At 72.8% G+C, this 20,939-nt stretch carries 22 protein-coding genes; 10 read left to right on the top strand and 12 right to left on the bottom strand.

All coding sequences use genetic code 11. The annotated features are described in order from the left end of the window. Nucleotides 1–37 precede the first annotated feature (37 nt). Nucleotides 38–2,824 carry a phosphoenolpyruvate carboxylase gene (gene ppc, locus O7618_RS20495; protein WP_278107731.1) on the top strand — a complete coding sequence of 929 codons (2,787 nt, stop codon included), beginning with the start codon at nucleotides 38–40 and terminating at the stop codon, nucleotides 2,822–2,824. A gap of 65 nt (nucleotides 2,825–2,889) precedes the next feature. Here the strand turns inward: ppc and O7618_RS20500 are convergent, their stop codons facing one another. Then, on the bottom strand, nucleotides 2,890–3,717 hold the full coding sequence (locus tag O7618_RS20500) for a hypothetical protein (RefSeq protein ID WP_278107732.1): 828 nt from the start codon (nucleotides 3,715–3,717) through the stop codon (nucleotides 2,890–2,892). 54 nt (nucleotides 3,718–3,771) lie between these two features. Between O7618_RS20500 and O7618_RS20505 the strand changes: the two genes are divergently transcribed. Next, entirely contained in the window at nucleotides 3,772–4,914 is a 1,143-nt protein-coding gene (locus tag O7618_RS20505; RefSeq protein WP_278107733.1) for a DNA recombination protein RmuC, read from the top strand. A 2-nt stretch (nucleotides 4,915–4,916) separates the two neighbouring features. Here O7618_RS20505 and O7618_RS20510 read toward each other — a convergent pair whose 3' ends face one another. Then, nucleotides 4,917–5,321 carry a hypothetical protein gene (locus tag O7618_RS20510; protein WP_278107734.1) on the bottom strand — a complete coding sequence of 135 codons (405 nt, stop codon included), beginning with the start codon at nucleotides 5,319–5,321 and terminating at the stop codon, nucleotides 4,917–4,919. A gap of 37 nt (nucleotides 5,322–5,358) precedes the next feature. Further along, on the bottom strand, nucleotides 5,359–6,345 hold the full coding sequence (locus O7618_RS20515) for a 4-hydroxy-3-methylbut-2-enyl diphosphate reductase (protein ID WP_278107735.1): 987 nt from the start codon (nucleotides 6,343–6,345) through the stop codon (nucleotides 5,359–5,361). A 69-nt stretch (nucleotides 6,346–6,414) separates the two neighbouring features. On the opposite strand from O7618_RS20515, the gene xseA reads away from it, so the two are divergent. Both xseA and O7618_RS20525 read left to right on the top strand, forming a co-directional pair. Beyond that, on the top strand, nucleotides 6,415–7,671 hold the full coding sequence (gene xseA, locus O7618_RS20520; protein WP_278107736.1) for an exodeoxyribonuclease VII large subunit: 1,257 nt from the start codon (nucleotides 6,415–6,417) through the stop codon (nucleotides 7,669–7,671). A gap of 13 nt (nucleotides 7,672–7,684) precedes the next feature. Then, a complete protein-coding gene (locus tag O7618_RS20525) occupies nucleotides 7,685–7,897 on the top strand; it encodes an exodeoxyribonuclease VII small subunit (protein WP_278107737.1) in 213 nt (70 codons plus the stop codon). 84 nt (nucleotides 7,898–7,981) lie between these two features. Here the strand turns inward: O7618_RS20525 and O7618_RS20530 are convergent, their stop codons facing one another. Next, nucleotides 7,982–8,818, bottom strand: coding sequence for a hypothetical protein (locus O7618_RS20530; protein WP_278107738.1), 837 nt, complete (start codon nucleotides 8,816–8,818; stop codon nucleotides 7,982–7,984). A gap of 89 nt (nucleotides 8,819–8,907) precedes the next feature. Continuing rightward, nucleotides 8,908–9,597: a DUF4245 family protein gene (locus O7618_RS20535; RefSeq protein WP_278107739.1), complete on the bottom strand. Its 690-nt coding sequence runs from the start codon at nucleotides 9,595–9,597 to the stop codon at nucleotides 8,908–8,910. 160 nt (nucleotides 9,598–9,757) lie between these two features. Here O7618_RS20535 and glpX point away from each other — a divergent pair, with 160 nt between their 5' ends. Together glpX and O7618_RS20545 are read left to right on the top strand one after the other, a co-directional pair. Then, nucleotides 9,758–10,789 (top strand): class II fructose-bisphosphatase, encoded by a 1,032-nt coding sequence (glpX, locus tag O7618_RS20540; RefSeq protein WP_278107741.1) that lies wholly within the window; start codon nucleotides 9,758–9,760, stop codon nucleotides 10,787–10,789. Nucleotides 10,790–10,815: 26 nt separating this feature from the next. Beyond that, nucleotides 10,816–11,742, top strand: coding sequence for a DMT family transporter (locus O7618_RS20545; protein ID WP_278110089.1), 927 nt, complete (start codon nucleotides 10,816–10,818; stop codon nucleotides 11,740–11,742). A gap of 44 nt (nucleotides 11,743–11,786) precedes the next feature. Here O7618_RS20545 and O7618_RS20550 read toward each other — a convergent pair whose 3' ends face one another. After that, nucleotides 11,787–12,716, bottom strand: a complete 930-nt coding sequence (locus tag O7618_RS20550) for an NAD-dependent epimerase/dehydratase family protein (protein WP_278107743.1) — start codon at nucleotides 12,714–12,716, stop codon at nucleotides 11,787–11,789. Between the two features lie 140 nt (nucleotides 12,717–12,856). Between O7618_RS20550 and O7618_RS20555 the strand changes: the two genes are divergently transcribed. Next, a complete protein-coding gene (locus tag O7618_RS20555) occupies nucleotides 12,857–13,543 on the top strand; it encodes a TetR/AcrR family transcriptional regulator (RefSeq protein ID WP_278107744.1) in 687 nt (228 codons plus the stop codon). 19 nt (nucleotides 13,544–13,562) lie between these two features. On the opposite strand, the gene O7618_RS20560 is transcribed toward O7618_RS20555, so the two are convergent. From O7618_RS20560 to O7618_RS20585, 6 genes are all read right to left on the bottom strand, one after another. Next, nucleotides 13,563–14,531, bottom strand: a complete 969-nt coding sequence (locus tag O7618_RS20560; protein ID WP_278107745.1) for an NAD(P)/FAD-dependent oxidoreductase — start codon at nucleotides 14,529–14,531, stop codon at nucleotides 13,563–13,565. 107 nt (nucleotides 14,532–14,638) lie between these two features. Then, nucleotides 14,639–15,298 carry a rhomboid family intramembrane serine protease gene (locus tag O7618_RS20565; protein WP_278107746.1) on the bottom strand — a complete coding sequence of 220 codons (660 nt, stop codon included), beginning with the start codon at nucleotides 15,296–15,298 and terminating at the stop codon, nucleotides 14,639–14,641. 102 nt (nucleotides 15,299–15,400) lie between these two features. Further along, nucleotides 15,401–16,102 (bottom strand): lytic transglycosylase domain-containing protein, encoded by a 702-nt coding sequence (locus O7618_RS20570; protein WP_278110090.1) that lies wholly within the window; start codon nucleotides 16,100–16,102, stop codon nucleotides 15,401–15,403. A gap of 292 nt (nucleotides 16,103–16,394) precedes the next feature. After that, a complete protein-coding gene (locus tag O7618_RS20575) occupies nucleotides 16,395–17,801 on the bottom strand; it encodes a PhoH family protein (RefSeq protein WP_278107747.1) in 1,407 nt (468 codons plus the stop codon). A 261-nt stretch (nucleotides 17,802–18,062) separates the two neighbouring features. Further along, the gene (locus O7618_RS20580; RefSeq protein ID WP_278107749.1) at nucleotides 18,063–18,476 is read right to left on the bottom strand and encodes a hypothetical protein; all 414 of its coding nucleotides are present in this window, start codon (nucleotides 18,474–18,476) and stop codon (nucleotides 18,063–18,065) included. Next, nucleotides 18,473–18,814 (bottom strand): hypothetical protein, encoded by a 342-nt coding sequence (locus tag O7618_RS20585; protein WP_278107750.1) that lies wholly within the window; start codon nucleotides 18,812–18,814, stop codon nucleotides 18,473–18,475. Before O7618_RS20585 ends, O7618_RS20580 begins: the two co-directional genes overlap by 4 nt. Nucleotides 18,815–19,078: 264 nt before the next feature. On the opposite strand from O7618_RS20585, the gene O7618_RS20590 reads away from it, so the two are divergent. From O7618_RS20590 to otsB, 3 genes are all read left to right on the top strand, one after another. Then, nucleotides 19,079–19,519: a helix-turn-helix transcriptional regulator gene (locus O7618_RS20590; protein ID WP_278107752.1), complete on the top strand. Its 441-nt coding sequence runs from the start codon at nucleotides 19,079–19,081 to the stop codon at nucleotides 19,517–19,519. Nucleotides 19,520–19,682: 163 nt separating this feature from the next. Continuing rightward, nucleotides 19,683–20,036, top strand: coding sequence for a hypothetical protein (locus O7618_RS20595; RefSeq protein ID WP_091060788.1), 354 nt, complete (start codon nucleotides 19,683–19,685; stop codon nucleotides 20,034–20,036). 71 nt (nucleotides 20,037–20,107) lie between these two features. Then, nucleotides 20,108–20,929, top strand: a complete 822-nt coding sequence (otsB, locus tag O7618_RS20600; RefSeq protein WP_278107754.1) for a trehalose-phosphatase — start codon at nucleotides 20,108–20,110, stop codon at nucleotides 20,927–20,929. Nucleotides 20,930–20,939: the final 10 nt, after the last annotated feature.

Here is a 20,939-nt window from a genome sequence, read left to right on the forward strand (position 1 = left end):
CAGCGCTGTCCTTCGTCCTCGCGTAAGGAGCGCACCCGTGACCGACCAGCACGACCACGACGGCCCCGACGCCGCTCTCCGGGCCGACATCCGCCGCCTCGGCACGCTGCTCGGGCAGACCCTGGCCCGGCAGGAGGGCCGCCCGCTGCTCGACCTCGTCGAGGAGATCCGCGCCCAGGTCCGTTCCGACGCGCCGGCCGCCGCCCAGCGCCTCGCCGGGCTCGACGTCACCACCGGCACGAAGCTGGCCCGCGCCTTCTCCACCTACTTCCACCTGGCGAACATCACCGAGCAGGTGCACCGCGCCCGCGACCTGCGCCGCCGCCGCGCCACTCACGGCGGCTGGCTGGACCAGGCCGCCAAGATGATCGCCGAGCGTGGCGTGCCGGCCGAGGAGATCGCCGCCGCGGCCCGGCGGCTCGCCGTCCGCCCGGTCTTCACCGCGCACCCCACCGAGGCGGCCCGCCGGTCCATCCTGTCCAAGCTGCGCGCGATCGCCGACGAACTGGACGCCGAGACCGCCAACGCGATCCTCTACGGCGCCAGCGACGAGGGCCCGGCCAACCGCCGCCTCGCCGAACTGCTCGACCTGATGTGGCAGACCGACGAGCTGCGGCTCGACCGGCCGGACCCGACCGACGAGGCCCGCAACGCCATCTACTACCTCCGCGACCTGCACGCGGAGGCCGCGCCGCAGGTCCTCGACGACCTCGCCGACACGCTGCGCACGCTCGGCGTGGAGACGTCGCCGACGGCCCGCCCGCTGACGTTCGGCACCTGGATCGGCGGCGACCGCGACGGCAACCCGTTCGTCACCCCGACGGTCACCCGCGAGGTGCTGCGGATTCAGCACGAGCACGGCATCGAGGCCACCGAGAAGGCGATGGACGAGCTGATCAGCGAGGTCAGCGTCTCCCGCCGGCTGCGCGCGGTCTCGCTCGACCTCTCCGCCAGCCTGGCCAAGGACCTGGACGCGCTGCCCGAGGTGGCGCCCCGGTTCCGCCGGGTCAACGCCGAGGAGCCCTACCGGCTCAAGGCCCGGTGCGTGAAGGCGAAGCTGGCCAACACCCGGGAGCGGCTGCGCGCCGGGACCCCGCACGTGCCGGGCCGCGACTACCAGGGTTCCACCGAGCTGATCGCCGACCTGGAGCTGCTACGCGCCTCGTTGGCCCGCAACTCCGGGCAGCTCACCGCCGTCGGCCGACTGGCCTCCACCATCCGTACGCTCTCCGCGTTCGGGCTGCACCTGGCCACCATGGACATCCGGGAGCACGCCGAGAAGCACCACGAGGTGCTGGCACAGCTCTACGAGGCGGTCGGCGAGGTGCCCGACTACCCGTCGCTGAGCCGGCTGGAGCGCACCAAGCTGCTCGCCGACGAGCTGACCGGCCGCCGGCCGCTCTCCACCCAGGACAGCCCACTCACCGAGTCGGCCCGCAAGACGTTCGACGTGTTCGCCACGATCCGCGAGGCGCAGGACCGGTTCGGCCCCGAGGTCATCGAGTCCTACATCATCTCCATGACGCTGGGCGTCGACGACGTGCTCGCCGCCGTCGTGCTGGCCCGCGAGGCCGGCCTGGTCGACGTGCAGAGCGGCCGGGCCCGGGTCGGCATCGTGCCGCTGCTGGAGACCCCGGCCGAGCTGAACGCCGGTGGCGAACTGCTCGACGAGCTGCTGTCGCTGCCGGCCTACCGGGCGCTGGTCACGGCGCGGGGCGACGTGCAGGAGGTGATGCTGGGCTACTCCGACTCCAACAAGGAGGCCGGCATCACCACCAGCCAGTGGTCCATCCACCGGGCCCAGCGCGCGCTGCGCGACGTGGCCGCCCGGCACGGCGTACACCTGCGGCTCTTCCACGGGCGGGGCGGTACGGTCGGCCGGGGCGGCGGCCCCACCCACGAGGCGATCCTGGCCCAGCCCTACGGCACGCTGTACGGCGCGATCAAGGTGACCGAGCAGGGCGAGGTCATCTCCGACAAGTACACGCTGCCGGCGCTGGCCCGGGAGAACCTGGAGCTGACCGTGGCCGCCGTGCTCCAGGCCACGCTGCTGCACACCGCGCCCCGGCAGCCGGCCGAGATGCTGGAGCGCTGGGACGCGGCGATGGACGTGGTGTCCGAGTCGGCGTTCCGGTCCTACCGGTCCCTGGTCGAGGACCCGGACCTGCCGGCCTACTTCTGGGCGTCCACCCCGACCGAGCTGCTCGGCGCGCTCAACATCGGCTCGCGGCCGGCGAAGCGGCCGAACACCGGCGCCGGCCTGTCCGGCCTGCGGGCCATCCCGTGGGTGTTCGGCTGGACGCAGACCCGGCAGATCGTGCCCGGCTGGTTCGGCGTGGGCTCCGGGCTGGCCGCCGCGCGGGAGGCGGGCCTGGCCGACGTGCTCGCCGAGATGAACCGCAACTGGCACTTCTTCCGCACCTTCCTGTCCAACGTCGAGATGATGCTCACCAAGACCGACCTGAGCATCGCCCGCCGTTACGTGGAGACGCTGGTCCCGAAGAAGCTGCACTCGATCTTCGCGAAGATCGAGGAGGAGTACGAGCTGACCAAGCGCGAGGTGCTGGCGATCACCGCCACCCCGGCGCTGCTGGAGAACTCGCCGGTGCTGCAACGCACCCTCGCCGTGCGGGACACCTACCTGGAGCCGCTGCACCACCTCCAGGTGGCGTTGCTGCGGCAGTACCGCGAGTCCGGCGCCGCCGGGCGGGCGGTGGCCACCGCGCCGGGCGGCCGGCGGGCCCCGAACGACGGCACCGCGCTGGAGCGGGCGCTGCTGACCACCGTCAACGGCATCGCCGCCGGCATGCGCAACACCGGCTGAGATGTAAGGAGGGGCCCCCGCTTAACGCATTCTGCATAGGCGGGGGCCCCTTTTAACACCTGCGGTCAGAAGTCGCCGCCGCCGAAGTCGCCGCCGCCGAAGTCACCGCCGCCGAAGTCACCGCCGCCGAAGTCACCGCCGCCGGCGTAGTCGCCGCCGCCCTGGCCGCCGAAGTCGCCGCCGCCCTGGCCGCCGAAGTCGTTGCCACCCTGGTCGCCGTAGTCCTGGCCGTCGCCGAACCCGTCCTGGAAGCCCTCCTGGTAGCCGGACTCGTAGCCGTAGCCCGGGTCGGCGAACGCGGGCGAGAAGAGCGCGTCCGCGATCAGCATGCCGCCGAGCACGCCGGCGCCCGCGCCCAGCGCGGTCTTCCACCACGGCGTGGAATACCAGCCGGCGGGCACCGGCCGGCCCTGCATGTGACCGCCCGGGTAGTAGTAGGGCGTCCGGCTCCCCGGCTGCGGGCCAGCCCGGAACGTCTGCCCCTGCACGGCCACCTCACGCTCCTTGGTGAGCATGCCGGCGCCGCGGGCGGCCGCGAGCGGCGGCAGCTCCGGTCCCGGGTCGATGCCCATCGCCGTGCGCGCCGCCCGAATGTACGCCAGCCCTTCCAGCGCGGTCTCCCGCGCCAACGCGAACTGGTGCGTGGTGCGCGCCTGCTCCAGTTGCGAGCCGGCCGCGTTGTAGCGCTCACCGGCGTCGGCCAGCGCCTGGCGGACCGCCGGCTCGTCACCGTGCAGGTTCATCAGCTGACCGCCGAGCCGCTCGTACCAGCGCTGCGCCTCGGCGCGGGCGTCCGCCAACTCGTTCGCCCGCCGGGACCTGCTTCCCCACCGCCAGAACACCAGCGCACCTCCGAGCATCAGCACCAGGAACAGCCACAGGGCAACCTCCATGACTCGAACGTACCCAGCGCGCGCACGTCGTACCCGTTTGGCAAGCTCTCTGGCATGAGCTTCTCGACGCTGGCCGTGGTGGTGCTCTGCCTCGCCGCCGGCGGCGCGGTCGGCTGGCTGGCGGCCCGGGCGCGCTCCGCGGCCGACGTGGCCCGGCTGGAGGCGACGTTGGCGGCCACCCGCGCGGGTGAGGGGCGGCTGGAGCAGTCCATGCGCGCGTTGAGCTACGAGGCGACCGCGCAGTCCCAGGAGGCGGTGGCCCGGGCGGTGGCGCCGCTGCACGACACGCTCCGCCGTTACGAACAACGCGTCGCCGAGCTGGAGCACGACCGGGTCGACGCCTACGCCGAGCTGCGCGAACAGGTCCGTTCGATGAGCACGGTCTCGGGCGAGCTGCGCACCGAGACCAAGCAGCTCGTGGCCGCGTTGCGCGCGCCGCAGGTGCGCGGCCGGTGGGGCGAGCACCAGCTCCGGCGGATCGTCGAGGCGGCCGGCATGCTGGAGCACTGCGACTTCGACGAGCAGGTCACCGCCGCCACCGACCACCAGGGGGTCCGCCCCGACCTGGTGGTGCGGCTGCACGGCGGGCGCACGGTGGTGGTCGACGCGAAGGCGCCGTTCGACGCCTACCTGACCGCGATGGAGGCGCGCGACGAGCGCGGGCGGGACACCCAGCTCGACGCGCACGCCCGGCACCTGCGGGCGCACGTGGACAGCCTGGCCGCCAAGTCCTACTGGGCCGCGTTCGACCAGACCCCCGACTTCGTGGTGCTGTTCGTGCCGGCCGACCCGTTCCTCGACGTGGCGTTGCAGCGCGACCCGGCGCTGCTGGAGCACGCGTTCGCCCGCAACGTGGTGCTCGCCACACCGGCCACGCTGGTGGCGTTGCTGCGCACGGTCGCCTACTCGTGGCGGCAGGAGGCGTTGGCGCGCAACGCCGCCACCGTCCACTCGCTGGCCCGCGAGCTGTACGCGCGGCTCTCCACGTTGGGCGACCACGTGGGCAAGCTGGGCAGTTCGCTGGGCGGGGCGGTGACGGCCTACAACCGGGCGGTGGGTTCGCTGGAGTCCCGGGTGCTGGTGAGCGCCCGCAAGCTGGCCGAGCTGGGCGTCTCCGGTGACGAGTTGCCCGCCCCGGCGCAGGTCGAGCTGGCGCCCCGGCAGCCGCAGGCACCGGAGCTGCGGTCCGAGACCTGAGTTCAGCCCCGGCGGGCGGATTCGACCACGAACGGGGTGCCCTGCTGGCAGGTGGTCACCATGCCCGGCTCGGGCCGGCCGGTGACCTCCACCTTGGCGCCGGCCTTGAGCAGGTCGCGCGGGCCGCCGACCAGCAGGTGGTCGTCGAGCAGGAGGCAGTTCGGCTCGACCCCGGCGCGGATGGTGCCGCTGAGCGTGGTCTCGCCGACGCCCGGCGGCGTGGACGCGCCGCCCTTCCAGGTCGGGTCCGGGCGGCTCGGGCTCGCGCTCGGCACCGGGTCGGGCTGGCTGGTCGTCGGCGCGGCTCCGGTCGAGCCGGGGCCGGCGGGCTCGTCGTCCGGGCCGGCGCAGGCGGTCAGCGCGACAGCGGCGAGCAGGGCGACGAGCACCGTCCGAGGAGTCTTCATGTCGATTGGACGCGGTGGGCGGCTGATCCGTTCCCGGTCAGCCGCGGGCCGCGGCGGCCTTCATGTCGCGCTTGAGCTCCTGGGGCAGCGAGAAGGTCAGTCGCTCGTCGGCGGTGGTGATCTCCTCGACGTCGGCGAAGCCCCGCTCGGCCAGGTGCGCGAGCACGTCCTGGACCAGGTCGTCCGGCACGCTGGCGCCGGAGGTGAGGCCCACCGTGCGGGCGCCCGCCAGCCAGGCGTCGTCGATCTCGTGGGCGAAGTCGACGAGGTGGCCGGCGCGGGCGCCGGCGTCCAGCGCCACCTCGACCAGCCGGACCGAGTTCGAGGAGTTGCGCGAGCCGACGACGATCACCACGTCGCACTCCGGGGCGATCTCCTTCACCACGTGCTGGCGGTTGGAGGTCGCGTAGCAGATGTCGTCGCTGGGCGGCGACTGGAGCAGGGGCAGCCGCTGCTTGAGCCGGGCCACCGTCTCCAGCGTCTCGTCGACCGACAGCGTGGTCTGGGAGAGCCAGACCACCTTCTCCGGGTCGCGGACGGTGACCTGGTCGACGCTGTCCGGGCCGTCGACGAGCTGGATGTGCGCGGGGGCCTCGCCGGCGGTGCCGATGACCTCCTCGTGCCCCTCGTGGCCGATCAGCAGGATGTCGTAGTCCTCCTGGGCGAACCGCCGGGCCTCGTGGTGCACCTTGGTGACCAGCGGGCAGGTGGCGTCGATCGCCTTGAGCGAGCGCTCCTTGGCCTGCGCGTGGACCTCGGGGGCGACGCCGTGGGCGGAGAAGATCACGGTGGCGCCCTCCGGCACCTCCTCGTTCTCCTCCACGAAGATCGCGCCCTTGGCCTCCAGCGTCCGCACCACGTGCTTGTTGTGCACGATCTGCTTGCGGACGTAGATCGGCGCGCCGTAGAGCTTCAACGCCTCCTCGACGGTCTGCACCGCCCGGTCGACGCCCGCGCAGTAGCCGCGGGGGTTGGCCAGGAGCACGCGCTTGCCGGTCCGGGGAGTCGTCTCAGCATCAGTCACCCGACCATCGTACGTGCGCCGGCAGCGCCCTGCCCCGGGCTGTCGGCGCCGGGCCGTAGGGTGGGCGGGGTGAGCGCGGGTGAGGTGGGGCGGAGCACCCCGGCGGACCGGAGCACGGCCCCGGAGCGGAGCACGGCCGAGGAGCCGTGGCCGGTCCGGGTGGTCAGCCAGAAGGTCGGCGCCTGGATCGCCCGGCTCGGCTGGGTCTGGGTCGACGGTCAGGTGGCGCAGATCAGCCGCCGTCCGGGTGCCGCCACGGTCTTCCTCACCCTGCGCGACCCGTCGGCCGATCTGAGCCTGACCGTCACCACCAACCGTGACGTGCTCGACTCGGGCGCGCCTGAGCTGCGCGAGGGCGCCCGGGTGGTGCTGCACGCCAAGCCGGAGTTCTACGCCGCGCGGGGCACGCTCAGCCTGCGCGCCGACGAGATCCGCCAGGTCGGCCTCGGTGAGCTGCTGGCCCGGTTGGAGAAGCTGAAGAAGCTGCTCGCCGCCGAAGGGCTGTTCGACCGGTCCCGCAAGCGGCGGCTGCCGTTCCTGCCCGGGCGGGTGGGCCTGATCACCGGGCGGGCCTCGGCGGCCGAGCGCGACGTGCTGACGAACGCCCGCCGCCGGTGGCCGGCGGTCGAGTTCCGCACCGTGAACGTGGCGGTGCAGGGGCCGGGCGCGGTGCCCGACATCGTGGCCGCGCTCAAGGTGCTCGACGCCGACCCGGAGGTCGACGTGATCGTCGTCGCCCGGGGCGGTGGCGGCCTGGAGGATCTGCTGCCCTTCTCCGACGAGGCGCTGTGCCGGGCGGTCTTCGCCTGCCGCACGCCCGTGGTCAGCGCGATCGGTCACGAGACCGACGCCCCGCTGCTCGACTACGTGGCCGACGTGCGCGCCTCCACACCCACCGACGCGGCGAAACGGGTCGTGCCGGACCTGACGGAGGAGGTCCGGCTCATCGGCCAGGCCCGTTCCCGGCTGGAACGGGCCGTGCGCCATCTCGTCGACCGGGAGCAGCACCGGGTCGACCTGCTCCGCTCCCGCCCGGTGCTGGCCCGGCCGCAGGTGATGGTCGACCAGCGGTCCGTCGAGGTGACCGCGCTGCACGACCGTGCCGGCCGGTGCCTCGCGCACCGGTTGTCCGCCGCCGCCGACGACCTGCGCCACACCCTGGCCCGCCTGCGCGCGCTCTCCCCGGCGGCCACGCTCGACCGCGGCTACGCCATCGTTCAGCGCGGCGACGGCCAGGTGGTCCGCGCGGCATCCGAGGTGGCCAAGGGTGATCCACTGCGGGTGCGCCTCGCCGAGGGCGAGCTGACCGCCACCGTCGACGGCTGATGGAATGGGACCGATGACTGAAGCGACGAAGAACGAGCAGCTCAGCTATGAGCAGGCCCGCGCCGAGTTGGCGTCGGTGGTGGAGCGCCTGGAGGCGGGCGGCACCTCGCTGGAGGAGTCGCTGGCCCTGTGGGAGCGGGGCGAGCAGTTGGCCGGCGTGTGCCAGCGTTGGCTGGACGGTGCCCGGGCCCGCATCGACGCCGCCCGGCAGCGCGCCGAGGACTGACCGCGACCCGGAAAGCGGTACACCCCACGGGCATGTCCATGCCTGTGGGGTGTACCGCGGGGAAGCGCGCCGGACGGGCGCCTGTCAGTTGAACAGGTTGTAGAGCTCCGGCGGCGCCTCGACGACCTGGTCGGCCGGGGGCTTCGTCGCCGCGGCGGCGTTGCCGTAGTCGGAGTAGGTGATCTTCACGTCCTGGGCGGCGCTCTGCCCGGCGGCCGGGATCTTGAGCACCAGCTCGCTGAGGCGGCCCTGCGGGTCGACCTTCGCGGTGAACGGCACCGACTGGGCCTGCGCCCCGAGCGCGGTGATCACGGCCGGGTCGAGCGAGCCCGCCTCGGCGGCCTTCGACACGTCGACGGTGCCCTCGTACGCGCCGTCGCCGGTCTGCCGTACCTCGGTCACGCCCTGGGTGAGCACGGCACTGCCGGCCGGGTCGACCTTGTCGAAGTCGAAGCCCAGCGACCGGTTGCCCTTGATCCGGTTCTGGTCGAGGTGCTGGTACTTGCCGGTGTTGATGTTCTTCACGCCGGGGATCTGCGCCGCGGCGGTGCCGCCCAGCTCCAGCTTGACCCAGCTGTCCGGCTTGGCGTGGATGAGGTCCAGCTTCATCATCAGGTCCGACGACGGGTCACCGATGGTCACCTTCATGTCGGCGCTCTGGCTGGGCTCGTGCACCTGCCCCTCGGCGGTGGAGCCGGCGCCGGTCATGGTGAACCGGAAGTTGCCGTCGCGGATCGCGTTCGTGGAGTCGAGCAGCGCCTGCTTGGCCGCGCTGTTCGACGCCGAGGCGCTGGGGGCGACGCTGCCGGAGGCGCTGGGGGTCGCGGAGGCGTCGGAGGTTCCGTTGCCGTTGCAGGCCGCCAGGCCGGGAATGAGCAGCGCCGCGGCGAACGCGGTGGCGCTGAAGCGTCGTATCTTCACGTCAACCTCTCCAGGTGGGTCGTCCGGGCTCGTGTCCCTTCTGTTCCCTGAAGCGGGGTTCCGCAATCCCGGTCACCCGATGGTGGACGTCAGCGCAGCGAGGTGGCGAGCCGGCGCAACTCGGACTCCCGGGCGTCGCCGACCACGATCACCGTGCGGTTCGGTTCCAGCAGGACGAGTGCCTGCTCGTTGCCCCGGGCGGTGTAGCGCTGCCAGCTCAGCCCGTCGGGCAGGTCGGCCGGCCCCTGCGGCTGCCCGTCGCTCAGCTCGGCCGGCAGCAGCTTCTCGGCGGCGACGTTGCTCTCCACGAGCTGCGCGCCCCGGCCCTCGGGTGTCACGTACCCGATCCGCAGCGTCGCGCCGTCCGCCTCCGTCCGGAAGCGGGCGTTGACCGTGCGCCAGTCGTCGCCCAGCCCGGTCGGCGTGGCGACCGGGAAGGCGTTGGCCGACCGGGCCTGCTCCAGCGCGGGCGCCGGGTCGACGGTGACCGGTGAGTCGCCGCCCAGGAAGCCCCGGTAGAAGGCGATCAGCAGCGCGATCGGCACCAGCAGGATCAGCAGCGACAGCACCATGTCCTTCGGGGACCGCTCGGAGCGGGTCTTCTCCCCGCCGGGCGGCGGCGCCTGCGGCTCCCCCGCGTCGGCGGCCGGCGCGGACGACTCGACGAGCGCGGGCGGCCCGTCCGGTGGCGACGCGCCCGCGTCGGGTCGCACCGGCGGCTGGCCGTCGGGCGGGGTGGCGTCGAGCGGTACGCGGTCGGCAGGCTGTGCGGGTTCCACCCGGCCATTGTCGCAGCCGCACGGGTGAGGTGATCCTGGCCTCCTCCGCCCCGCCGGGGCGGCGAACCTGAGATCGTGTGAGGATCAGCGACAAAACCGGCGGCGGCGACGGCCGCACTCCCGCCGGTCCACCCCGCAACGTCGCGAGGAGGAGGCCGCCATGACAACCACCAGGACGCGGACGCCCCAGGATCTCGACCGCAATCTCGCCCTCGATCTGGTCCGGGTCACCGAGGCCGCGGCCATGGCCGCGGGCCGCTGGGTCGGCCGGGGCGACAAGGAGGGCGGCGACGGCGCCGCCGTCGACGCCATGCGCAAGTTGATCAACTCGATCCCGATGCGCGGCGTCGTGGTGATCGGCGAGGGCGAGAAGGACAACGCCCCGATGCTCTTCAACGGTGAGGAGGTCGGCGACGGCACCGGTCCCGACGTGGACGTCGCGGTCGACCCGATCGACGGCACCACCCTGATGAGCAAGGGCATGCCGAACGCGCTCGCGGTGCTCGCGGTCGCCGAGCGGGGCGCGATGTTCGACCCGAGCGCGGTCTTCTACATGGAGAAACTGGCCGTCGGCCCGATGTACGCCGACGTGGTCGACATCGACGCCGGGGTGGCCGAGAACATCCGCCGGATCGCCAAGGTCAAGGGCACCGACACCAGCGAGGTGACGGTCTGCGTGCTGGACCGCCCGCGCCACGACGACCTGGTCAAGCAGATCCGGCGCGTCGGCGCCGGCATCCGGCTGATCTCCGACGGTGACATCGCCGGCGCCATCGCGGCGGCCCGCGGCGAGTCGGACGTCGACGTGCTGATGGGCATCGGCGGCACCCCCGAGGGCATCACCGCGGCGTGCGCCCTCAAGTGCATGGGCGGCGTGCTGCAGGCGAAGCTCTGGCCCAAGGACGACCAGGAGCGGGAGAAGGCGCTGGCGGCCGGGCACGACCTGGACCAGGTGCTGTTCACCGACGACCTAATCACCGGCGACAACTGCTTCTTCGTGGCGACCGGCGTCACCTCCGGTGACCTGCTGCGCGGCGTGCGCTACCGGGCCGGCGGGGCGTACACCCAGTCGATCGTGATGCGGTCCAAGAGCGGCACGATCCGGGTCATCGACTCCTACCACCGGCTGGAGAAGCTCGCCCTCTACTCGGCGGTCGACTTCGACGGACGCCCGCTGGCCGAGCAGGAGTGACGACCGGGCCGGCGGCGCCGCCGACGTTGTCGAGCGGGAGGCGGATCGTCGGCGTCGGGCTGGCCACCGCCTCCGGCGTGCTGGTGGCCCTCCAGTCCCGGATCAACGGCGAGTTGGGCGTACGGCTGGCCGACGGGATCGCCGCCGCGGTGGTCTCGTTCGGCCTGGGCCTGTTGATCCTGCTGGTGCTGGTCCCCGCCACCGTGAGTGGCCGGCGGGGACTGGCCGCCCTGCGGGTCGCCCTGCGCACCGGGGCGCTGCGCCCGTGGCAGTGCCTGGGCGGGGTGTGCGGCGCGTTCCTGGTGGCGACCCAGGGGTTGACCATCGGCGCGCTCGGCGTGGCCGTCTTCACCGTCGCGGTGGTGGCCGGGCAGTCCGGCAGCAGCCTGCTCGTCGACCGGGCCGGGATCGGGCCGACCGGCCGGCAGCCGGTCACCCCGAACCGGCTCGTCGGCGCGGTGCTCACCGTGCTGGCCGTGCTGCTGGCGGTGGGCGACCGGCTCGGTGACCCCGGCGCGCTGGCGTTGGCCCTGCTGCCGCTCGCCGCCGGCGTGGGCATCGCCTGGCAGCAGGCGGTCAACGGCCAGGTTCGGGGGGCGTCCGGCAGCGCGGTGACGGCCACCCTCGTCAACTTCACCGTCGGCACGGTGGCGCTGCTGGCCACGTTCGGGGTGGAGGTGGCGGTGCGCGGGTGGCCGGCGGGCGGCCTGCCCGGCGAGCCGTGGCTCTATCTGGGCGGCCCGATCGGCATCGTGTTCATCGCGCTGGCCGCCGCGCTGGTCCGGTTCACCGGGGTCTTGCTGCTCGGCCTGGCCACGATCGCCGGGCAGATCGTCGGCGCGGTACTGCTGGACGTGGTGTTGCCGACCGAGGCCAGCCACCCCGGCGTGAACACGCTGCTCGGTGCCGCGCTCACCCTGGTCGCCGTCCTCGTCGCCGCCCTCCGGAGGTAAGGCGGGGGCCCCGCTCGACACGAGCGGTCAAGCGGGGCCCCGGCCTAGAGCGCGGCCGGGGCGCGCAGACCGGTGACGATCTCGTCGACGATCCGGTCGAGCGGGGTCGGGTCGATGCCGAGCGTGACGGTGGCGGCGGTGGAGTCGAGCACGAACGGCCGGGCGAACTGGTGCGCCGTCTCGCGCAGTTCCCGGGCGAACGGGTTGACCGCGCCGGCCGCCCAGAGCAGTGGGTAGGGCATCCGGGTCAGTCGGGGCGCGGGGGCGCCGGCCCGGGTCGCCGTCCGGACGGCCAACTCGCGCATCGAGACGGCGGGCGCGCTGGGCACGTGCCAGGCGCGCCCCCAGGCCACCGGGTCGGTGGCGGCGACGACGAGGGTACGGGCGACGTCCGGCACGTAGGTCCAGGTGTGCGGGGCGTCCCAGGCGACGGGCAGGAACACCCGCTGCCCGGCGAGCACCCGGGGCAGCACCATCATGGCGAGCGAGGTGCCGCCGACGCCGATGTAGTCGGAGCCGCGTACCTCGGTGACCCGGGCCCGACCGGCGCGGTGGGCGGCCAGGGCGTCGGCCCACATCCGGTTGCGGACCCGGCCCTTGGTGCCGGTGGCGGCGAGCGGGGTCGCCTCGGTCATCGGCGCGTCGACCGGGCCGTAGCCGTAGAGGTTGCCGACGGTGGCGAGCACCGCGCCGCTGCGCTCGGCGGCGGTGAGCAGCGCCGCAGCCAGCGGCGGCCAGTCCGTCGGCCACCTGTGGTAGGCCGGGTTCGCGCAGTTGTGCAGCGCGACCGCGCCTTCGGTCAGCGCGGTGAGCCGGTCGGCGTCGCCGGCGTCGGCGGCGACCCGCTCGACGGACGGGTGCTCGGGGCCGGTGCCGCGCCGGGTGACCACTCGCACCCGCTCGCCACGCTCGGCGAGGAGACGGGCGGTGGCGGTGCCGACGGGTCCGGCGCCGACGATCACGTGCAGGGCCATGGGAGGTCCACCTCTTCTGAAGCAGTAGTTCGAAAGGAGAGCGCCGCTCTCGAAGAAGAGCATGACCCGCGCTGCGGGCCACTGTCAAGAGCGGTGCTCTCGGTTTTGATTGGCGCTCTCATCCATGGCAGAGTGGGCGCATGGTCGCTTCCTCGCTCCGCGCCCGGGTCCGCGCCGGCATGATCGAAGAGATCAAGGCGGTCGCCCGCCGTCACCTGGCCACCGACGGCGCCGACCTCTCGCTGCGCGCCGTCGCCCGCGACCTGGGCATGGTCTCCTCGGCGATCTACCGCTACTTCCCCAGCCGGGACGACCTGCTCACCGCGCTGATCCTGGAGGCGTACGACGCGCTCGGCGACGCGGTGGAGACCGCCGACGCCGCCGTCGACGCCGAAGACCTGCGCGGGCGCTGGCACGCCGCCTGCCGGGCCGCCCGCACCTGGGCGCTGGCACACCCCGCCGAGTACGCGCTGCTCTACGGCAGCCCGGTCCCCGGCTACGCGGCCCCGGACGACACGGTCGCCCCGGCCCAGCGCCCCCCGATGACGTTGATCGGGATCCTCCGCGACGGGGTGGCCGGCGGCCGGCTCGCGCCGTCGGACGAGGACCTGCCCGAGCCGCTGCGCGGCGACGTGGCCGATCTGGTCGACCAGATCGGCATGGCGCTGCCGCCCGCGCTGATGGCGCGCGGGATGGCCGGCTGGACCCAGCTCTTCGGGTTGATCAGCTTCGAACTGTTCGGCCGGATCAACCGGGCGCTGCCGCACCGCGACGAGTACTTCGACCACCAGATCGACCTGATGGCCGACCTGATCGGCCTGCCCTGACCGGGGTGGGGATCCGGCCTCAGGCGCCGTCGGAGGAGTGGCCGGGGAAGAGGGGGGCGGTCGGGTCGATGGCGACGGCCGCGTTGTTGACGGCGGTCGCCGCCTCGCCGAAGCCGGTGGCGATCAGGCGCACCTTGCCCGGATATTCGGTGATGTCGCCGGCGGCGAACACCCGGGGCAGGTTGGTGGCCATCGCGCTGTCCACCCGGATGTGCCGCCGGTCGAGGTCGAGCCCCCACTCGGCGAGCGGGCCCAGGTCGGCGGTGAAGCCGAGCGCGGCCACGACGGTGTCCACCGGCAGTGTCTCCGCCGCGCCGCCGCGCACGGTCAGCTCGGCGTCGGTGACGCGTTCCTCGCCGTGGAGCCGGCTCACCTCGGCGTTGACCACGACCCGCACCGGCAGCCCGCGCACCCGCTCGACGGTGGCGGCGTGCGCCCGGAAGCGGTCCCGCCGATGGGCAAGCGTCACCGACCGGGCCAGCGGGGCGAGCGTGGCCGCCCAGTCGAAGGCCGAGTCATCGCCGCCGACGATGAGCACGTGCCGGTCGGTCAGCTCGGTCGGTTGAGGCACGAAATAGACGATGCCGGCGCCGGTGAAGCTCTCCGCGACCGGCAGCGGCCGGGGCGTGAAGCTGCCCAGCCCGCCGGTCACCACCACCGCGCCGCACGTCAACTGCTCGCCGCCGGCCAGCCCGAGCACCGGCCGCCCGTCGAGGTAGGAGAGCTTCTCCGCGCGCACGCCGAGCAGGTATTCGGGGTGGAACGGCGCGGCCTGGGCGACCAGGTTCGCGACCAGTTCCCGGCCCTTGACGGCGGGGAAGCCCGCGACGTCGAGGATCAGCTTTTCCGGATACATCGCGGTGACCTGGCCGCCCGGCTCGGGCAGCGCGTCGACCACGGCCACCGAGAGCCCCCGGAACCCGGCGTAGTAGGCGGCGAAGAGCCCGGCCGGACCGGCACCGATCACGGCGACATCGACCTCGCGCATGGCGTACCGTCACTTTCCGCCCGCGATGGATCAACAGGTGCTGATGCCGACGGTAGGCGGACGGATAGCGGTGGGCAAGCACGTCCCGCCGTGGGACGAACGCGTCGTCAGGGGTAGGTGACCGGCGGTGATCCGAGCCGGTCGTGCGCGCCGGAGTCGGACCGACGGCGGAACAGGATCGCCGCGACCACGCCGCCGAGCAGCCCGAACAGGTGGCCCTGCCAGGAGATCCGCTCATCGGTGGGGAGGATGCCCAGCAGTTGCCAGCCGTAGAGCAGGCCGACGAGGAGCACGACGGCGAAGTTCCACCAGCTTCGCTCCACCACGCCCCTGGTAATCAGGATGCCGAGGTAGCCGAAGATCACCCCGCTCGCGCCGACCACCACCGAGCTGGGCGATCCGGTGAACCACACGCCCAGGCCGCTGACCAAGATGATCACCGCGGTGGACCGGAGGAAGCGGCGGACGCCGGCGGCCAGCACGAACGTGCCGAGCAGGATCAGCGGGATGCTGTTGCTGTAGAGGTGGTTCCAGCCGGCGTGCAGGAACGGCGAGAAGAAGACGCCGTCCAGGCCCTGGATCCGGCGCGGGATGATGCCGGCGGTGACGTCGAGGTTGAGGCGCAGCCCGACGTCGAGCGCCTCGATGAGGAACAGCACCGGCACGACCGCGCACATCGCGACGAAGGCCCGGCCGAGCGACGCGTAGAACGCGTCGGTGCCGAACCGGTGGGGGTCTGAGCCGCGCGGGCCGTCCTGCCAGGTCACCCACCAAGAGCTATCAGTAAACGCGGCCCGCCGCCAGTCGGGGGCTCCATGACGACGGCGGGACACGCGGATCTCCGCGCGTCCCGCCGTCGATCGGGCTGATCAGTACCAGCCTTCGCTCTGCGACTGCTGCCAGGCGCCGCACGGGGTGTCGTAGCGGCCCTTGATGTAGCCGAGGCCCCACTTGATCTGGGTGGCCGGGTTGGTCCGCCAGTCGTCGGCCACCGAGCTCATCTTGCTGCCCGGCACGGCCTGCGGAATCCCGTATGCGCCGGAGCTGCTGTTCGAGGCCTTCGAGTTCCAGCCGCTCTCCTTCGTCCAGAGGCGGTCCAGACAGGGGAACTGGTCGATCTCGAAGCCCTTGTCGAGCATGATGGCGCAGCCGACCTTGCGGTTGCCGCTGTATTCCGCGCACGAGGCCGGGATCGGACCGTCGTACGGCTTCGACTTGGCCTCGGCTGTCGCCTTGGCCTCGGCCTCCGCCGCGTCCCGCTCCTTCTTGCGGCTCGCGGCGGCCGCCTCGGCCGCCTTGGCGCGCTCGGCGGCCTCCTTCGCCGCCGCCGCGGCCCGCAGCTTCGCCTGGTATTCCGCGGCCCGCTGCTTCGACGACCGCAGGCGATGGTCGGCCTGCCGTTCGCGCTGGTAGGTGTATTCAGCCTGGTCGACCTGACGGCCGACCTGCGCGGTCAGGCCCTGCTGCTGGGTCTGACGATCTTCGCCCAGGTAGAAACCGCCGGCGACCCCCACGGAGAGCAGGGCGACAGCGGCGGTACGGGCGCCGAACCGGCTCCACAGCCGACTCACGAAGTTTCCCTTCGTCGGAGGCAGGGACACGGCACCATGCGGGCCGAGATCGGCCGCGCCCGGGTGCCGCGAGCGCACCGACCCACCGGTCTTCACCGGCGCTCGTGGCTCCCGCCGTCCGTGGCGGAGAAGGCTCGACGAGTTCCCGGTGTGAATGGGACTCCAGTCACTGGAGTTGTCGGTGACGCTCGATGGACACCATCGCGCACGGTGAGGCCGGTGGGAAATCACCGAGGACAAAAGTGATTTGCGCCACACCTAAAATGCTGATGAAGTCGGACAAAAAGGTGCCTCAGCTCGGGATGTCCTCCAGCAGGTCGGTGACCATCGCGGCGATCGGAGATCGCTCCGATCGGCTGAGGGTGACGTGCGCGAAGAGCGGATGCCCCTTCAACGCCTCGATCACCGCGGTCACCCCGTCGTGCCTGCCGACCCGGAGGTTGTCGCGCTGTGCCACGTCGTGGGTGAGCACCACGCGCGAGCCCTGGCCGATCCGGGAGAGCACGGTGAGCAGCACCCCCCGCTCCAACGACTGGGCCTCGTCGACGATGACGAACGCGTCGTGCAGGCTCCGACCCCGGATGTGGGTGAGCGGCAGCACCTCCAGCAGCCCGCGCGAGGTGACCTCCTCCAGCACGTTCTCGTGCATCACCGCGCCCAGCGTGTCGAAGACGGCCTGCGCCCAGGGCGACATCTTCTCCGACTCCGAGCCGGGCAGGTAGCCCAACTCCTGGCCGCCGACCGCGTAGAGCGGGCGGAAGACGATCACCTTCTTGTGCCGGCGGCGCTCCATCACCGCCTCCAGGCCGGCACAGAGGGCCAGCGCGGACTTGCCGGTGCCGGCCCGGCCCCCCATCGAGACGATCCCGATCGACTCGTCGAGCAGCAGGTCCAGCGCGACCCGCTGCTCCGCCGACCGCCCGTGCAGGCCGAACGCCTCCCGGTCGCCGCGGACCAGCCGCACCGTCTTGTCGGGCAGCACGCGGCCGAGCGCCGAGCCCCGCGCCGAGTGCAGCACCAGCCCGGTGTGGCAGGGCAGCCCGGCGGCGGCGTCGCAGTCCAACGCGTCGCCCGCGTACAACCGACCGATCTCCTCCTCGGTCAGCTCCAGCTCGGCCATCCCGGTCCAGGTCGGGTCGCTGGCCTGGCCGTGCCGGTACTCGTCGGCGCGCAGGCCGACCGACGCCGCCTTCACCCGCAGCGGCATGTCCTTGCTGACCAGCGTCACCTCACGACCCTCGGCGGCGAGGTTGAGCGCCACCGAGAGGATCCGGGCGTCGTTCGACTCGTTTCGGAAACCGGGCGGCAGCACGCCGTCGTCGGTGTGGTTGAGCTCCACCCGCAGCGTGCCGCCCTGCTCGTTGGCGGGCACCGGCCGGTCCAGCCGGCCGTGCCGCACCCGCAGCTCGTCCAGCATGCGGAGCGACTGGCGGGCGAACCACCCCAGCTCGGGATGGTGCCGCTTGCCCTCCAACTCGGAGATGACCACCAGCGGCAGCACCACCTCGTGCTCGGCGAAGCGGTGGAACGCCGCCGGGTCGGAGAGCAGGACGGAGGTGTCCAGCACGAAGGCCGGGCCCGCTGGTCGAGGCTCCTCGGCGGCAGCGGCGGCGGCACGCCGGCTGCGGGTGGTCCGGCGGGTGGTGGCGGTCGAGGCCGGGGTCTGGTCGGCACCGGCGGGGGTACGGCGAGTGGTCACAGGCCTGCTCCGCGGATGGGCACCCGGCCACCCGAGTTCCGCCTCTTCCGGTGCCCGGCGGACACGGGGTCGGATGCGGGCCCCGTGCGCGAGGTCGCAGGTCCGGGCTGTCCGGCTGGCCCGGGAAAACCCCGTGCCATGCCTAGACGCTAATCCCCGTCGGCCCGCGCGGCTAGGGGTCCGGATGGATCACCGATGAACACCGGAGAAAGCGGCCGGGATGCCTGCCCCCTGCGCGCATCCCGGCCGGTCAGGAGGGCCTCAGCCGGGACGGCGAACCAGGGTTCCCACCCTGGGCCCGGCGGCCGCCGAGGTGAACGAGGAACCGGTGTACGTGGTGCCGGCGCGGGCGGCCGGCCCGCCGAGCTGAGCGGTCGCGGTGACCCGCACGGCCGGGGCTCCGGGGCGGGCGGCGACGGCCGCCGGCACGACGGTGCCGTCGAACGGCATGGCCGTCGTCACCCCGCTCGGCGCCGGTCCGGACAGCGCCGAGGCGATGGCGGCCTGGGCGTCTCGTCGCCTACGGTTCCAGGCGCCCCGGTCGCCGTCGAAGTAGCCCTGGCGGTAGCCGAACCGGTAGCCGATCCGGTAGCTGAGCTGGCCGTGCAGCCGGCCGGCGGCATAGCAGGTGGAGCCGAGCACCAGCACGAGCACGACGGCGAGGAAGGGGCTCACCGCTCGTCCGCCCCGGGCAACGGGTCGACCACCAGGAGCCGCTCCAGGTCGTCGGTGCTGACCTCCTCGACCAGCTCGACGCTGATCCGGCACCCGTCGAGGATCACCTCGGCGACGGACGCCCGGCGGATCTCGCCGCCGGAGTCGTAGACCCGCACGCTCAGTTCGGGACAGCCGAGATGGGTACGCCAGGCGTCCCACTCGGCGCGGTCACCGACGCTCATCGAGAGGTAACGGCAGCCTCGGGCGAGGTAGAGGCGCCACGGGGCGCTCAACCCGGCGGAGACTCCCTCCGCGATCAGGCCGAACGCCTGGGCGCGGGTCGCGAGCTCGGTCACGAAACCCCCTCCGCAACCGCGGAGTGACGCATGTGAGCACTCGTCGTCTCAAGCACGTGACACACCGTAAGTTGTCTCATGAGCGTGACAGTATCAGCTTTTCGTTTGTTTGCCGCCGTACTGGCGTCTATCTATTCTGCCCGGGTGGGACCCCTCAGAAGCAGCCCCGGATCGTTTACCGAAGAATCCGGACTAGCGTCACGTCGGCGTGACAACAGCGCGCCGAGTCACCCCCCGACGACCGCCGGGTCGTACCGTCACGGGGTGAGTGAGACGACCAGCGCACGGAAGATCGCTTTCGCCACCTTCGTCCGCCGGGCGCTCGACGACGCCCGCGCCATGCGGGCCTGGAGCGGCACCGAGGTCTCCCGGCGCACCGGCGTCTCCCGCCAGACCATCAACCGCTGGGTGCGCGGCGACTGGGCCAGCGACCCGGAGGCCGAACGCGTGGTCGCGTTCTGCGAAGGGCTCGGGCTCGACCCGGCGGCCGCGTTCACGGCGCTCGGGTGGGACCGGACGACCGGCCCCCGGGCCGCACCCGCCCCGCCACCGATGGACCCGGACGTCGAGGCGTTGCTGCGTCGACTGGTGGACTCGAACGTCTCCGACGCGGAGAAGTTCCACATTCGAGAAACCATTCGTTACCTCGCGTATCGCCCGACTCTCCCGCACGATGTCCGAAATAGAGGGAAACAGGCGGGGTAGTTCCTCAGATGGCGAAAGAACGGAAGGTCAGTCCCGATCGTTTCGCCTCGGGGACGGATCGGACCCGCTAGCGTCCACGTTTGTACTGCTAAGGGCTCGTCGTCGGCGGGGGGACGGGACACAGCCGAACCCAGCCCTGCGGGACAGAAGGAGGGGTCTGTCCATGACCCTGAAATGGTTGGCAGTCGTGGTCGCGGTGGTGTCGGTGACATCCTGCGTGACCGGCAACGTGGTGGTCGGCGTGCTGAACGGCGGGCAGCTTCCCCTGGTCGTCAATCTCCTCGCGCTCACCACGGCCGGCACAGCGGTGATCCTCGCCGTCGTCGCCGAGTTGCACGACCGGCTCAACGACCGGGTCAGCGCGCTCACCGAGTTCCTGGTGGCGCGGCTCAACGAGATCGAGGCGCACACCGGCGACCGGAACACCGGCTTCGTGGAGGGCTATCTGCTCAGCCACGGGCAGGAAGCGGCCGTGGTGCCGTTCGGGCGCCGGGGACGAGGAGCCGCCGAACGCTGACCCCCTACGTCGCCCCCGACGTCACATCTCGGCCACGAATACGCCGCCCGGCGCGGGGTACGCTGTCGCGCGTGCCGCCGTTGAATCTCAATCAGCCGTCGAAGACTCCGTTGGACGCCGAGCACGCCTGGCGTGCCACCGCCGCCCGCGCGGGCGACGTCGTGCTCTTCTTCGACTTCGACGGCACGCTCGCGCCGGTCGACGACGATCCCACCGCGGTCCGGCCGACGCCGAAGGTGCTCGCCGCACTGGAGGCGCTCGCCCCGCGCGTACGCCGGATCGCCATCGTCTCCGCGCGCCCGGTCGAGTTCCTCCGCGACCATCTCGGCGGCCTCGACGGCGTCGACCTCTACGGGCTCTACGGCCTGGAGCACAGCCACTCCGGCGGCGAGACGGTCACCGAGCCGGCCGCGCTGCCCTGGGTGCCGACCATGGCCGAGCTGGCCCAACAGGCCGAGGCCGAGCTGCCGCCCGGCGCCCTGGTCGAGTTCAAGCGGCTCTCCGTGGCGCTGCACTGGCGCACCGCTCCGCAGCTCGGCGACGTGGTGCAGGAGTGGGGCCGGGCCCGGGCCGAGCGGCTGGGCCTGCGCTGCCAGGCCGGCCGCATGGTGCTGGAGCTGAAGCCCCCGGTCGACCGGGACAAGGGCATGGTCATCGGCGAGACGGTCCGGGACGCCGGCGGCGCCTGGTACTTCGGCGACGACGTCTCCGACATCAAGGCGTTCGCCGCGCTGCGCGCCCGCGCCGCCACCGACCCCGACTTCCTCGGCGTATGCGTGGCCGTCGCCAACCCGGAGACCGGCCACGAGGTCGCCGACGCCGCCGACCTCACCCTCGACTCCCCCGCCGCCCTGGGCGACTTCCTCACCGCCGCCCTGCCCCACCTCTCCTGACCCGACCTAC

It is taken from the genome of Micromonospora sp. WMMD980 (assembly GCF_029626035.1).
In the GTDB taxonomy this organism is placed as follows: Bacteria; Actinomycetota; Actinomycetes; order Mycobacteriales; family Micromonosporaceae; genus Micromonospora.

Coding starts and splice junctions, on each gene's coding strand:
- O7618_RS20500 (WP_278107732.1), bottom strand. CDS start 3,717: ATGGAGGTTGCCCTGTGGCTGTTCCTGGTGCTGATGCTCGGAGGTGCG.
- O7618_RS20505 (WP_278107733.1), top strand. CDS start 3,772: ATGAGCTTCTCGACGCTGGCCGTGGTGGTGCTCTGCCTCGCCGCCGGC.
- O7618_RS20510 (WP_278107734.1), bottom strand. CDS start 5,321: ATGAAGACTCCTCGGACGGTGCTCGTCGCCCTGCTCGCCGCTGTCGCG.
- O7618_RS20525 (WP_278107737.1), top strand. CDS start 7,685: ATGACTGAAGCGACGAAGAACGAGCAGCTCAGCTATGAGCAGGCCCGC.
- glpX (WP_278107741.1), top strand. CDS start 9,758: ATGACAACCACCAGGACGCGGACGCCCCAGGATCTCGACCGCAATCTC.
- O7618_RS20550 (WP_278107743.1), bottom strand. CDS start 12,716: ATGGCCCTGCACGTGATCGTCGGCGCCGGACCCGTCGGCACCGCCACC.
- O7618_RS20555 (WP_278107744.1), top strand. CDS start 12,857: ATGGTCGCTTCCTCGCTCCGCGCCCGGGTCCGCGCCGGCATGATCGAA.
- O7618_RS20560 (WP_278107745.1), bottom strand. CDS start 14,531: ATGCGCGAGGTCGATGTCGCCGTGATCGGTGCCGGTCCGGCCGGGCTC.
- O7618_RS20595 (WP_091060788.1), top strand. CDS start 19,683: ATGACCCTGAAATGGTTGGCAGTCGTGGTCGCGGTGGTGTCGGTGACA.